This window comes from Neobacillus niacini (genome assembly GCF_000759675.1).
Classification (GTDB): domain Bacteria; phylum Bacillota; class Bacilli; order Bacillales; family Cytobacillaceae; genus Neobacillus; species Neobacillus niacini_A.
Window position 1 is genome coordinate 1 of sequence record NZ_BAWM01000158.1, and the last position, 14464, is coordinate 14464.

14 protein-coding genes are annotated in these 14464 nt (G+C 36.9%); 1 reads left to right on the top strand and 13 read right to left on the bottom strand.

The window, feature by feature from the left end; all coding sequences use genetic code 11:
• Positions 1-305 precede the first annotated feature (305 nt).
• The 13 genes from TR08_RS29230 to cax form a co-directional block, all read right to left on the bottom strand.
• Positions 306-929: a hypothetical protein gene (locus TR08_RS29230; protein ID WP_045524384.1), complete on the bottom strand. Its 624-nt coding sequence runs from the start codon at positions 927-929 to the stop codon at positions 306-308.
• 31 nt (positions 930-960) lie between these two features.
• Complete coding sequence (locus tag TR08_RS29235) at positions 961-1233, bottom strand: hypothetical protein (protein ID WP_045524386.1); 273 nt, start codon at positions 1231-1233, stop codon at positions 961-963.
• A 157-nt stretch (positions 1234-1390) separates the two neighbouring features.
• Positions 1391-1783: a terminase small subunit gene (locus TR08_RS29240; RefSeq protein WP_045524388.1), complete on the bottom strand. Its 393-nt coding sequence runs from the start codon at positions 1781-1783 to the stop codon at positions 1391-1393.
• 129 nt (positions 1784-1912) lie between these two features.
• On the bottom strand, positions 1913-3298 hold the full coding sequence (gene rlmD / locus TR08_RS29245) for a 23S rRNA (uracil(1939)-C(5))-methyltransferase RlmD (protein WP_045524390.1): 1386 nt from the start codon (positions 3296-3298) through the stop codon (positions 1913-1915).
• Between the two features lie 63 nt (positions 3299-3361).
• Positions 3362-3778, bottom strand: coding sequence for a hypothetical protein (locus tag TR08_RS29250; protein ID WP_045524391.1), 417 nt, complete (start codon positions 3776-3778; stop codon positions 3362-3364).
• 68 nt (positions 3779-3846) lie between these two features.
• Positions 3847-5211, bottom strand: coding sequence for a sulfurtransferase (locus TR08_RS29255; protein ID WP_045524393.1), 1365 nt, complete (start codon positions 5209-5211; stop codon positions 3847-3849).
• A 412-nt stretch (positions 5212-5623) separates the two neighbouring features.
• Entirely contained in the window at positions 5624-6391 is a 768-nt protein-coding gene (pdaA, locus tag TR08_RS29260) for a delta-lactam-biosynthetic de-N-acetylase (RefSeq protein WP_238579287.1), read from the bottom strand.
• 102 nt (positions 6392-6493) lie between these two features.
• Entirely contained in the window at positions 6494-7459 is a 966-nt protein-coding gene (locus tag TR08_RS29265) for a nuclease-related domain-containing protein (protein ID WP_045524397.1), read from the bottom strand.
• A gap of 304 nt (positions 7460-7763) precedes the next feature.
• Complete coding sequence (locus tag TR08_RS29270) at positions 7764-9308, bottom strand: fumarate hydratase (RefSeq protein WP_045524399.1); 1545 nt, start codon at positions 9306-9308, stop codon at positions 7764-7766.
• A gap of 130 nt (positions 9309-9438) precedes the next feature.
• Positions 9439-9636 (bottom strand): SE1561 family protein, encoded by a 198-nt coding sequence (locus TR08_RS29275; RefSeq protein WP_045524401.1) that lies wholly within the window; start codon positions 9634-9636, stop codon positions 9439-9441.
• A 272-nt stretch (positions 9637-9908) separates the two neighbouring features.
• Positions 9909-10694 (bottom strand): YfkD famly protein, encoded by a 786-nt coding sequence (locus tag TR08_RS29280; RefSeq protein ID WP_193747888.1) that lies wholly within the window; start codon positions 10692-10694, stop codon positions 9909-9911.
• Between the two features lie 115 nt (positions 10695-10809).
• Positions 10810-11439, bottom strand: a complete 630-nt coding sequence (locus TR08_RS29285; protein ID WP_045524405.1) for a YczE/YyaS/YitT family protein — start codon at positions 11437-11439, stop codon at positions 10810-10812.
• A 347-nt stretch (positions 11440-11786) separates the two neighbouring features.
• Positions 11787-12839, bottom strand: coding sequence for a calcium/proton exchanger (cax, locus tag TR08_RS29290; RefSeq protein WP_238579278.1), 1053 nt, complete (start codon positions 12837-12839; stop codon positions 11787-11789).
• Between the two features lie 205 nt (positions 12840-13044).
• Between cax and TR08_RS29295 the strand changes: the two genes are divergently transcribed.
• Complete coding sequence (locus tag TR08_RS29295) at positions 13045-14223, top strand: MFS transporter (protein ID WP_045524407.1); 1179 nt, start codon at positions 13045-13047, stop codon at positions 14221-14223.
• Positions 14224-14464 lie beyond the last annotated feature (241 nt).

The window sequence follows — 14464 nt, forward strand, 5'->3', positions numbered from 1 at the left end:
AGTGAATGGCTAGTTCTTTCTCGACGGGAATCCCACCCGCTATATGATACGACCTATGCTCGGCCGCACAACTGCTTCGTTAGTGCAATAAGAAAAGCCACCAAGATTGGCAGCTGGAACTTCAAGTAAAGCACCCGTTTAGTGAAATAAGTAAAATATGTCCCCCCTTCCGATCTTAGTATTCTTTTATTTCCTTATGTGTTCTTAGCTTTCAAGATCACTTAAAAATTCATTTGGACTTTTCAAAAAAAATTTAATTTATCAGTGGGCAGTATTGGTTCCTAACCAAATCGTTTACTTAACTCCTAATGATTTTTCATTGAGATATGAATAATCTCTAGAAAATCACCAGCTACACTTCCAAATTCCTTACAAAAGTTAGTTTCCAATTCTATAACATCACCTTGATTTATAATAATTCCTTTGGTTGCTTTAATAAAATTACGAACACTTTGTTGTTCACCGTCATTTGACATAAGGTATATAATTCCACCCGCATGAACAATACAGTTCCTAACTTGACTGTATTGTTTAATTATATTCCATTCTCTACCCTTAAATATTTCACCTAAATTTTCTATCTTTGATAAATATTCTTTGGCTTTATCCAAACCATACACATTTTTAATAGATTTAAGTTTTTCTTTGTCCTTACACATATTAAATAACTGGTGTTCAAAATAACTAAAAAGACTTGTAAATATTGATTTCCTTAAAATTGCAGGAAATATTTTTTCATACTTATCATGTTCATCAGCAAAGTCAAACCAAAAACCTAATTGGTCTTCTTTGGATAACCCTTCGGCATTTGTTTCGAGTGTAATTTTTTCTTTATTTATTTTATCGTCTAATTCATCCAAGTAGTCTAAAAAATCATCAATACCACCTAGAACAATTCCATAAAATAATGCATCTCTTCCTCTTAACAAATTATAACAACACCTTTAGTATCTTATTAAATCAGTACGATAGATTCATTTCTAGATCATCCAACCGAGATAATGCATCATCCAAATTATTTTGCATATCCTCGTTTTGGCTTGTTAATTCCTCATTTTGTGATTCTAAATCACTAATCCTTGTATCTATATCATTAATAGTCGATTCCATTTCATCAATCGTGGATTGAAGATCATCAATTTCAGATTGGTAAACAGTTTCATTAGAACTGACGCTGTTACTACATGCAGTTAATAATAACATGGCAAATACTACAACTAAACTCTTCCTCATTATTCTCCCCCTGAGAACATATACATCTCCTTAATTTTCCAACTATAATTGTATCATGGCATAGGACTTTAGCTACAATAATTATTGCTAAAAAAATAGAGAGAAATACAATCATTATGACTGTAATTCTCTCCATCATTTAAAGCAGTATGATTAATTAATCATCTGAAACAGTTGGATCAACAAACCCAAACTCTATCTTATTGTTAAAAGAACCTTGTAATTCCTTTTTCTCAACAAAAGCACCGTTCGTTTTAGCAATATACTCCGACGCCTTCAACCTGTCCTTCATGTCAGCATTTTCATCCCGCATAATTTCCGTCCAAAACCGCTTTGTTTCCGTAATATCCGCAATAAATTGCACATCCAATTGCTCATTCCGCTCCTTAATATACTCCATGACCTTAGCATTTCTTAGCAAGCGGCTGGCGTTCACCTCGGCAGCATTACCTTCTGCTTCATATCCAGCTCTCAAATAACTGACGGTGGCATTGCCAGTTTCGATATAATAATCTGCAAATTTCTTTTGCTTAATATTTATGTCACCCATTAGTCACACCATCCCCGTTGTTAAATTTCAATAAAACAAGAATATATGTTCCTGTTTTTATCATATCACACCTCAAAAGAATAAGCCTCCCTGAATATCAGAGAGACTTTTTACACACGGCCACATCATTTAATTGTCTTTCAATATAAGTAGTGAACAGCACTCCACATGTGCGGTCTGCGGAAACATATCTACCGGCTGAATATATTTGACTTCGTATTTGGCGCTTAACATTTGAATATCTTTTGCCAAAGTGGACGGATTGCATGAAATGTATATGAGCTTTTCTGGTGCTGCCTGCAAAATGGTTTGGATTAATTGTCCTTCGAGACCTGTTCTTGGGGGATCGACTATGATGACATCTGGCTTCCAGCCCTTTTTCACCCATTTTGGAAGTACCTCTTCTGCTTTTCCTGGTACATATTTGGTGTTGGTGAACCCATGCCGTTTAGCATTTTTCTTTGCATCCTCTATCGATTCTGGAATGACATCCATACCACGCACTTCTGCTGCCTGATCAGCGAGCCATAACCCTATTGTTCCTACACCGCAATAGGCGTCTACGATTTTTTCTTTACCTGATAAAGCTGCTGCTTTTTTCACTTCATTATAAAGCTTAATGGTTTGAATCGGATTTAACTGGAAGAAGGTTCTTGCTGATAGTTCAAATTGCAGTTCACCCAATGTTTCTTGGATAAACTCTTCACCCGCTAGCGGCAGCGTTTCCTCGCCAAAAATAAGTGACGTTTTTTGTTCATTAATATTCTGAACAATGGATTTCACATTTGGAAGTCGTTTTTGGATTTCCTCAATAATCTGCTCTTTCTTCGGTAATTCCTTTTGATTTGTAATGAGTACCACCTGAAGCTCGCCACTTTGCACACCGACACGGGTAACAATGGTCCGAACGATTCCCTTGCGTGATTTTTCATTATAAATTGTAATTTTCAATTCTTCGAGAATCTTTTTAACAGCATTTACTGCTTCATTCGTTTGTGAATGCTGAACGGCGCAATGTTCAATATCAATTAATTGGTGAGAGTTTAAGCCGTATAATCCTGCTAAAACTTTTCCGTCTCTTCCTGCTAGTTGAAAACTACTTTTATTCCGATATCCCCAAGGATCTTCCATACCAATGGTTTCTCTGATATCAAGTTTGTCCACGGCAAGCCTGGTATGACGTTCAAGCGATTGAATGACAATATCCCGCTTTTCTTTTAATTGCTGGCTATATTGTAAATGCTGCAGCTGACAGCCGCCGCATTGCTCATAAACCGGGCATGGCGGCTGAACACGGTGCGGTGATTTAATACGAATCTTCTTAATTTTTGCCTCAGCAAATTTAGGGTTAATTTTGGTTGCCTCGACTACTACTTCTTCACCTGGAAGGGCTCCCGGTACAAAAACCACCTGCTTTTTAAAATAACCGACACCTTCCCCATTAATGCCGAGTCGTTTGATTGTTAAGGGAAAGGTCTGATTTAGCTGTATCTTAATTGATTGATCTGTTTTCATTTTGTTCACTCCAAATTATTCAATGCCATATTATAGCATGTTTAATAGAAAAAACAGAATCAGCTAAACTGGACGACGTTTAAGAGTGGAAAACACAATTCCTACATATTGAAATGCAATAACGATGAAAATTCCAATTAAAAAGAAGTGATAGGCAGCCAGCTGCCAATTAGATCGAATAAAAATGATTCCAACTAAATTTGCAATAGCAGCAAATAGAAGTGAAATGATTATTTTTCTACTCTTACCTTTGATCATCAGGATCGATAAACAAATGATAGTTCCGATAACAAAAATTGAGGTATATAGATTCATTAGAAAAGGAGTAAAAAACGACGCTTCGAACTCTTGCTTCTTAAATAATAAATATCTGGCAACTCCCATTTTTTCAGACGATAAATCCTCTAAAACAATTGCTAAGATGATAACAGAAAATTGCAGCATCAACATCATCAAGTAAAAAAGGAATCTTTTTATCATGATATCCTCCTATTCAGATAGAAAAAGACATTACCAACATTCGAATTGTCTTTTTCCACAATATATTATTAATTTTTATTCGGTTCTCCTTTTTCAACAGGATTGGAAGGATCCATACTCCATTCATTCCAACCGCCATCGTACAGTGAAATATTTTCTAAGCCTAAAACGTCTGCATAAAATAACACTTCCGCCGCTCTCCATCCTGTTCCACAATAAAAAGATAACTCATTATCGGGGTTAATCCCATCTTTTTCCCACATTGCGAATATTTCCGAACCGTTTCGCATCGTATTATCTATACTTCTAAAATCTTCAAGGTTACTAGAATCCGAGCCTGCATGGCCCCAAATTGCACCTGCTGGACGTCCTTTTGCTTCGATATAATCATACCCTGATATTTTACCGATATATTCATCCCAGCTTCTAATATCAACAAGTGTACTGGTATCTGAATTAGCAAGAATTTCTTTTGCTTCTGGTAAATCAATAATATACTCTGGATTAGCAGGTACCACATCTCCAAAAGAAGCAACCGATTCTTTGGAATTTTCCTCTTTTTCAACTTCATAACCTGCAGCTTGCCATGAAGCATATCCTCCATTTAACACCCTGACATCCTTGACACCCATATATTTTAAGATTACAGCTGCTCTAAAAGCTGGCATTGAGTCACTGCCATAAAGAACAACTGTTGTGTCCACTGTAATCCCATTATTTAATGCAAATTTTTCAAGTTCTTTGTCCTTCAAGCGATTCCAAACTGGACCTTCTTCAACTTCATCCGTATTAATATGGACTGCTCCAGGAATATGGCCCTTTTTATAATCCGGTGCTTCCTCGCCCCAGCTAACTTCAAAAATTTTATAAGGATTTCCATCGTTATTATTTGCAGCTAAATCGTTGACCCATGTTGCCGGTACAAGCATTTCATAATTAGGATAGCTTTCCAATGGCAGGTCTTTATTGGCTGCCCATTCTTTCACATCATATTGATAAATATTTTTGAAGCCTTCACTTTTTAGATATTCAGAAACAGCTTGTGCATCTTTACCGTTTGCATCGTAAAGAACAACTTTTTTATCAGCTGTAATTCCTTTACTTTTCAATACCTCAGTTAATTTTTCTTCTTTTTTATCAGTCTCTACTAATAGCCAGCTAGCGGAAAAATCCACAGCACCTTTAATATGGCCGCCTCTTTCAACCCCATCTAATGCCCAGCCGTTGAATGCATCATTTGATCTTGTATCTACGATTACCCACTCTTCATTTTCAATATTTGCTTTCAATTCCTCTGTTTCAATAGTCGTTTGGGCTGTCTTGGATGTATCTGTTTTTTCGTTCATATCTGATGTTACATCATTAGAACATGCTGAAAGTAATAAAAAACTGCTTAGTAAAAAAAATAGTATTGCTTTTTTATGAATAAACATTACGTCTTTCCTCCTAAATTATTATTTCTGGTTACCAATAAAAAATAAAGTATGCTTTAGTTGTTTTGATCTAACCCTCTCTTTAGATAAATGCATTTCTAATTTATTGATTCCATTACTATTATAAAAAAGTAAAATTCCAAAATAAATTCAATATATCTATTAAGACAATAGGTTTACATCGATTTTCCAAATATATAGTAAAAAAACGTTATTTTACCATTTTGAAGTTATTAATAGTGTTTTCAGGCCGATTTAAAAGAATAAAAAGCCGAATTTCAAATGAAATTCGGCTTCAAAGTGATGTAATTTTTTTATCGAAAAGTCATCGAATACCTGTTTGATATCTCCGCATTATAGCATTATTAACAGAGAAAAGCCGAATTCATGACGAATCCAGCTTTTTTACAAATTATTTTCTCCAAAAACTCGGTATAATCTTTGAAAGACCTTTCTTTTCCGGTTTAAATTCATCAAGACTTTTAAATTTATATCCTCTCTTTTTCAAATCCTTAATCACTTTTTCAAGGGCATCGGCATTATCCTTCGAAACCGTGTGCAGAAGTAAAATACTGCCAGGGTGGATTTGTCTCATAATATTATCGTACGAGTATTTCCAGCCTCTCTGCGCATTCGTATCCCAGTCCACAAATGCCAATGACCAGAAAACATGCGTATAGCCTTCTTCCTTTGCAATCTGCATCGTTCTCTCACTAAAAACGCCTCTAGGAGGACGCAAATACTTCATTTTCTTTTGACCTGTTAACTCTTTTGTTTTATTCTTCACTTTTCTAAGCTCTTCACGAATTCGCTCATCGCTGATTTGTGTCATATTAGGATGGTGCCAAGAATGATTTCCAATGATATGACCTTCATCCACCATCCGCTTCGACAATTCAGGTTGAGATAATAAATAATGCCCCGTCACAAAAAAAGTCGCCGGAACCTTTTCCTTTTTTAATACATCCAATACTTTACCTGTATATCCTGCTTCATAACCATTATCGAAGGTAAGATATAAGATCTTTGAGTCTGGATCGCCTTTATAGAAAGCTCCGTATTTTTCAAGCACTTTCTCATACTCTGCTCCAGCATCGGGCGGCTGTTCATCAACAGCTTTCTTAAACCCCCAATTAATTGGCTTATTAGGAACGTAACCATACGTAACCTGAGGCACCATTAACAGCAGCAAACTTAGGATGCACAATAATTTCTTCATCCATGTTCCCCCTATTTTGTTTTTTATAGTGTTTGTTTGTATTTGGGAAACATGATTAGTATTTTAAGGAAAAAGTTGAGGCTGGTGGTAAACACTGTCACTTGTATGACCTATTCGAGTTAGATTTAGGAAAGATAATAAGTAGGCAATCGCTCTCGGGGATGGAAGGTTGAGGAAATGACGTATTTCTGAATTAGTAAACCAGGGTTTATTAATCAAAAAATAATCGTTTATTGCTCCTATATGGGCATCTTTTGAAATACATTGACATGAAGGACATACCCATTTATGTCTGTTATATATCATAGGTGCAATTAAACATAAAGGGCATTGAACACCAGTAATAATGTCCGATTCAAGTATTTGGAACAATTTTAATATGTCTACTCTCTTAGGTGTGTGTTTCTTTAAAAGAAGGTCGCTTAATTTTAAAATATCTTGTTCATTCATCCATACCTTTTTATTATAACCCTCAATTTCCTCAATCTTTTTTATTAAATCATGTGATTTACAGACCTTATTTTCTGCTTCCTTGTAACCTGGAGATATAATAATTTCACTGGAAGGCCTAGAAAAAACAACTAAATTATCAATAAAAATCTTAGGAACATTGTTTATTTCCATACAATATTTCAATAATAACGAATGTCGATTTGCTTGTGAAACAGGATTTTCAAATCTCTCTCTCGTATCAAAAGCCTCTTGAATCATTTGATTTTTTTCAATGGTTATTTTTCCTGAATGATTCTTACCTTCAAGGTTCATTAGGATATTGGGAGAAAGGAGTAGAGCGTCAATTTGAAAAAATGCTTTTCCTATTGGAAGGCGGAGATCGTGGAAAATGTGGTATTTATGATGAGGTATTTGACCTAATTGGTAATTGATTATTTTTTCACCATTATAACCTGACTTTAAAATCTTTATCTTGGTTTTAACTTCTTGTACTTTTTCATGACTCCCACTTAATCTTCTCTCTACAGCCTCTGCTTGAAGTAAAAGTATGGGCACAGTTAGGTTTTTATCAAACAAAAAATTTCCTCCTCTAATCATTTGATAAGAATTTTCTTTTTTAAATCCTATTTTCCTTCCTAAAATTGAATATAATTATGAACATTTTTTGACTAATATTGGTTGGCTGAATTGATTTTGCTCCAGAACCGTACAGTTCATACAAATAACCATACAGTTTCTACAATTATCTGTACAGCTTCTACAAAAAACCCTACAGTTTCCACATTTAACCGTACACCTTCTACAAAAAACCATACAGTTTCTACAATCAAGCCATCAAATCACAAAAAAGTAGACCCCGCAATGGAGTCTACCCTCAAACTTAGCTAAAAACCCGTTCCTTAAACTGTTCTAATTTTTCTAATGAAGACTTATCTACATCCGCATGCAAGCTGTTTCCGTGTGAGTCCATTGTAACAACGGCTGTGAAGCCCTCCACGCGAAGGTGCCACATTGCTTCAGGGATACCAAATTGCATCAGGTCAACACCTTCAACCCCCTTGATACAATCAGCATAGTACTGAGCAGCGCCGCCGATGGCGTTCAGATAAACACCGCCATGCTCTTTTAAAGCTGCCAGCGTACGAGGACCCATTCCGCCTTTTCCAATAACAGCACGGATACCAAATCTCTTCATGATGTCACCTTGATAAGGCTCCTCACGAATACTTGTGGTTGGACCAGCTGCTTTTACATGCCAGATACCATCTTTATCCTTTAACATTACTGGACCACAGTGATAGATCACTTGTCCATTCAAATCAACCGGTGAATCATGATCAGACAGGTATTTATGAATCGCATCACGACCGGTGTACATCATACCGTTAATTTGAACTACATCGCCGACCTTTAATTCACGGATTTGTTCTTCTGTTATTGGGGCTTGCAGCGTAATCACGTCATTTGCACGAGCTGCTGCTGTTTCTTTTTCAGCTTCCGTTTCAGTGAAATCAATGAAATCGCCTTCCTGATACATCCACTCATTAATATCTCCTGACACAGGGTCAATACTCACTCCTAAGCGGCGGAATGCCCAACAATTGTAGGCTACAGATACATAGAAGCTAGCTGGTATTCGATTCATCACCCCAACTTTACAGCCTAACAAAGTTGCTTCTCCACCAAATCCCATGGTGCCAATTCCCAATTTATTGGCATTTTCTAGTACATACTCTTCTAAAGCGCGCAAATCTTCGTTTGGATTAACATCGTCTAATGAGCGGAATAACTGTTCTTTTGCTAAGTCATAGCCAGATGAACGGTCGCCGCCAATACCAACTCCGATGAAACCAGCGCTGCAGCCTTGCCCTTGTGCTTGGTAAACGGAATGCATGACACATTTTCGGATGCCATCAAGGTCACGTCCTGCTCTTCCTAACCCTTCTAATTCACATGGAAGACTGTACTGGATGTTTTTATTTTCACAGCCCCCGCCTTTTAAAATCAGACGAACATCGATATAATCTTTTTCCCATTGATCAAATTTCATAACCGGCAAACCTGCACCGAGATTGTCGCCGCTATTTTCTCCTGTTAATGAATCAACAGAGTTTGGACGTAGTTTTCCTTCCTTTGTCGCGATGACAATCGCATTTTTGATCGCTTCTTTTATTTCTAATTGGTTTACACCAACAGGCGTTTTAATTTTAAAAGTTGGTAATCCGGTATCCTGACAAATAGGTGAGACTTGATCATCTGCCATTTTAATATTATTTGTAATTGTAGCAAGGCTCATTGCTGCACTTGTACCAGCGTTTTCCTTCTCCTTTGCCGCTTTAACCGCACGGCGCACATCCTTTGGAAGCTTTGTAGAAGTTTCAACTACTAACTTGTACATACTTTCCTGAAATTTCTCGATATTCACCTAAAGTACCCCTTTCCCCTTGTCCGATTCGCAATCTATTTAAAAATTACAACTATTAGACGATTATTATTATACTCCTATAAGCAAATGATTTAAAGGTAAAGGTTTTCAAAATAAAAAGAGTCTGCATTTAAACAGACTCTGGTGCTTCACGATGGTTGAATTCCTTACATTTGGATTCTAATTCATCAATCATTTTGATTAAGTTGTCAATATCATCAATATCCGTATCCTCCGGATCAATAGCATCCAATACATCTAGAAACATGTTCAATCTTTGCTTTAAAAAACTAACTTGTGTATTTTTATCATGTGTCGGACTACCCAATTTGATTCTCCCCCTTCTACTCCAATATCCTACACTTTCTGCAACTCTTTTTCAAAGGCTGTGTTAAACTTGTCTGTTGATTTCCGCTCCAGGCGCTTCGCTTCCCGCGGGCGGTCCGGGGAGCCTCCTCGGCGCATAAGCGCCTGCGGGGTCTCCCGCAGGAGTCTCGCGCCTTCCACTCCAATCAACAGAGTGAAAAATCAACCATTAGCTTTAACACAGCCTTTCAAAAAAGAACCCCTACGACCTTTGTAGGAGTTCTTTCTCCAAAATCATCTTGGTCTCTCTGAAGCAGCAAAACCAAATGAAACATGGTCCTGAACCGGAATCCATGCCCCGATTCCCTGTGACGTTACATTTTTAATAACAATTACTTTTTTATTTCCCTTAAGCATTAAATAAACTTCACCATAGGTAACTTTGCCTTTTTCATTAACAGCTGGTGCGTAAGCATATAAGTACCCTAAGCGATTGACAGGAATATTGTAGACATGGTCGTTTTTCGTCCCTGCACCGATAATCGTATCAAATGAAAGTGGAAGATGTGTTTTTTCCATAGCCTTTAACAGCATCATCTTTTTTACATCTTCAGCGTTTGCAATTTTTGCTGTTAACCCGCCACGGATAATTTTTTGCGCTTCTTGAACATAATGGATCTGGTAAGGTACCTTTCCGCCGCGATTATCATAATAGTTGGTATTAACCTTTTGATATTCCCAGTTCGAGGACGTTTCAGTCGATTCATAATTTAATGGCCACTGACCAAGGTATACGATTGCTCGATAACCAAGTGCAAACGGTGTACTATTGATGCTTGACTCATTCAACATACGGATTAAATCGGGATTTTCAATTTTCACCTTGGAAGAGTCAATGAGCTTTTTTGTTAACTCACTAGGCTGCAAAGTTGGCAAGTCTTGAGTTGAATTGGGATAGGTATTTTCTTTTGTTATATTACGTACCGAAGGTGGAACTTGATAGTTTACAGGTCCTTTTTTAGCATTTGCGTTCTCAGCCGAAGCTGTTGGCAGGAAAGCTAATAGTAATAGCAGCGTCATGACGACAGTGATCAATTTTTTCACAAAGAAAAACTCCTTTCACAATATAGCAGTAATAAGTCTGCTCATAGTGTTTTCGGAGTTGAAAACTTTTATCCATATCCTCGATATTATTTCAATATTTACCCTGAAAATTACCTTCTAACAGTCTATTCATTAATTTTTCAAAATAAGGAAAACACAGTTGAACAAAAGGGCCAATTGTAAAAGTGATAATGATTGTACCAATACCAATGGGTCCTTGAAGAATCAATGCTGGAACTAAAGCTATCAGTTCTCCAATCGTCTTCGCCATCATTAAATTAACTCGAAAACGCTCTATAATGGCCATCATAAAAGAATCTATCGGATTTAAAGGAAACTTTGCTTGTAAATAGATGGCCGCACCAAGCCCAATGATGAAAATTCCAAGAACTAAGGTTACTACCTTAAATAGTAATCCGTTAACTTCCAATGGATCAAATACAAAAAACATCCATAAGTCAACTAAAGATCCAATTAAGATGATGGTTAATATCGATAATATTTCAGGTCTTCTTTTCACCAATAAGGAATTTACTGCTACTAACACTGCTCCATCGATTATGATCCAGGTACCAATCGTCAGACCTACCGAGTCAGTAAGAGCAACATTCAAAGCATCCCAAGCCCCAGCTCCCAGTTCGGCTTTTATGGTTAAACAGATACCAAAGGTCATAATGGATAACCCTGCAATAAAGAATATAAAGCGATAAAATAATGCCATTTATTTCTCCTTAAAAAATAATAATCAGAACATTTACAAAATTCGAATAATCAGTTATAATATACTTAACCTTAAAAAAGGAGGGCAGTAATCAATCGACGAACCATTTACCACTAAGGAGGTTGGGATTCCACTCATATATGAAAATTCAACACTCGTGTTTTTCAATTATAAATTAAACATGAAGGTTGGTGATTGATGGGCCCAAGAAACGCGATTGGTTTTACCCCATATAGCATAATGCTTGAACATTATAGCACAATTACATGATTTACCCTTACATCGAATTTAAAATTTATAAGAAGACTCTGTGCCTGCTGGTACAGAGTCTTCTTACGTATCCATTTTTATAATAGGAAGAACCCTATCCCCATAATGAAGTAGGCTGCAAGTAAAGTTAGTCCCTCAAACCAGTTCGATTCTCCATCATTCGAAATTACAACCATAAGAAGCACGGAGGTTACCATGGCAATTAGCTCTGGCATTGTAAAAACAAGCGGCATGGCTTCAGTAAAGAAAAGCGAAATTAAGACTAGCACTGGCGCAACAAACATGGCAATCTGAAGTGTTGATCCAATGGCAATTTCAACCGCAATATCCATTTTATTTTTAAATGCCATGACAATTGCAGAGGCGTGTTCGGCAGCATTACCTACAATGGCTACAATAATGACTCCGATAAATAACTCGGTCCAGCCAAATGATTCTGCTACATATTCAAATGTATGAACGAGATTTTCAGAAATATAGGCAACAGCTAAGGTGGCGACCAATAGAACGCCAATTGCCTTTCCTTTGCTCCATTCTGGTTCTTCCTCATGATGTGTTTCGGCATTCTCACTTTGATAGACCCCTCGATGGGTAACCAATTTAAAGAAAAGTGCTGCAAGATAAAGTAAGATTAGAATCACTGATATCCCAATACTTAATGATAATGTTTTCGATTCATTCATTTCCATTGAAAAAACTTCTGGTATCACAAAGGCAACTATGACTGCAAACATGAGTAGTCCAGAATTATGCCTTGCATCATGAACATTAAATTTCTGCCTTTTAAATTTAACCCCGCCGATAAAGAAGGATAATCCAGCAACGAGGAGCAGGTTCCCTATAACTGACCCTGTTAAGGAGGCCAGGACAACCCCAATCAATCCTTCCTTTAAAGCAAAAATGGAAATGATTAATTCAACAGCATTTCCAAAAGTAGCATTTAAGAGACCTCCCACCCGTGGTCCTGCGACAATCGCCAAACTTTCGGTTGCCCTCCCCATATAACTGGCCAAAGCGATAATTGAAACACAGTAAACAATAAAGAGTATCATGGTCGGCCAGTGCATGAGTGTCCCAATGACTGAAAGTGGGACGCCAATAAATGTGAGCAGCATGAATATTTTTTCCACCGTTATCCCTCCTAAAGTTGGTGTAAAAGTTGAAGATAAAAATATAAAAATTGTATAAAAATTCCTACAGTAAGAGATTAACCTATTTTCGGATTCATTAAAAGGGTGAAGAATATTTTACTTGCAAATGCATTGTTTTCTCGTTACCATCGTTTTTGGAGCCATTTCATGGAAGTACTAATTAACAAATAACGAGGATCATATCATGACTAAAAATAAATTTCAATTTTGGATTCTAGTGACTATAGTTGCCATTTCTGGTTTTTCACAAGGAATGCTTCTTCCGCTTATTGCCGTTATTTTTGAACAAGGCGGGGTATCCTCCTCCCTTAATGGATTAAACGCGACTGCACTCTATATTGGAATCCTGGTCGTTTCTCCTTTTATGGAAATGCCGCTGCGAAAATATGGGTATAAACCAACAATAATTCTCGGGGGCGGGCTGGTGGTTGTTGCCCTTGCACTGTTTCCATTGTGGAAATCCTTTTGGTTTTGGTTTTGTTTGCGTGCCCTAATAGGAATTGGTGACCATGCTTTACATTTTGCCACACAAACCTGGATTACATCCTCCTCTCCAACCGAAAAAAGAGGTCGGAATATATCCTTGTATGGCTTATTTTTTGGGATTGGATTTGCAAGCGGACCTTTGATGACACCACTTGTTAATGTTAATGAAGCATTGCCATTTATCGTTTCCTCTATTTTATGTTTATTTGGCTGGGTGTTTGTATTTACACTAAAGAACGAGTATCCAGAACAGGAAGTAGAAATCAATTCATTTTTCAACACAATCAAGCGCTTTAGAAAAACAATGAAATATGGCTGGGTCGCTTTTCTTCCACCTTTCTGCTACGGTTTTTTAGAATCCTCTTTAAACGGCAGCTTTCCGGTTTATGCACTAAGAAGGGATATCGATGTAGCCAGTGTTTCCTTAGTGTTAACAGCCTTTGCCATTGGTAGTATCATCACACAACTGCCATTAGGTGTTCTAAGCGATTCGTTTGGACGAAGAAATATATTAATGATTGTTCTTTCTCTTGGATTTATAACCTTTACATCAGCGAGCATATTTGAACATTCCTTTATTGGACTTATCATCTCCTTCCTCTTATCTGGAATGGTTGTAGGCTCTACATTTTCACTCGGAATCAGCTATATGACGGATTTAGTTCCGAAGAATTTGTTAGCAACGGGAAATTTGTTATGCGGTATATTCTTTAGCTTAGGAAGTTTGAGCGGACCTATTATTGGCGGGTTATTTATTCAATTTTTCCAAAGAATAAGTTTCTTTTATATTATTAGTACGATGTTATTAACCTTATCCATCATTATTTATGCTTTCGGCAAAAAGACAGTCTCAATGGTAGAGCAGCATAACTCCTAAGCATTTTTGGAGCATATTTATATAATTAACATATATTGTATGATAAAATTAAATTAATCTAATAATTGTTTTTGGAAGGCTGCTGTCATCTTAATTGATGACAGCTTTCGTGTTTTTTAGGGGTAATGATTTTGATTATTTTTCTCAATTAGAAAAAGAAAAGCGGAAGCGCCTTGTCCAGTGGCGACAGGCATAAGACGAGCCGGCAGGAAGGTTGTTCTTTAACCTTCTTGACGGATTG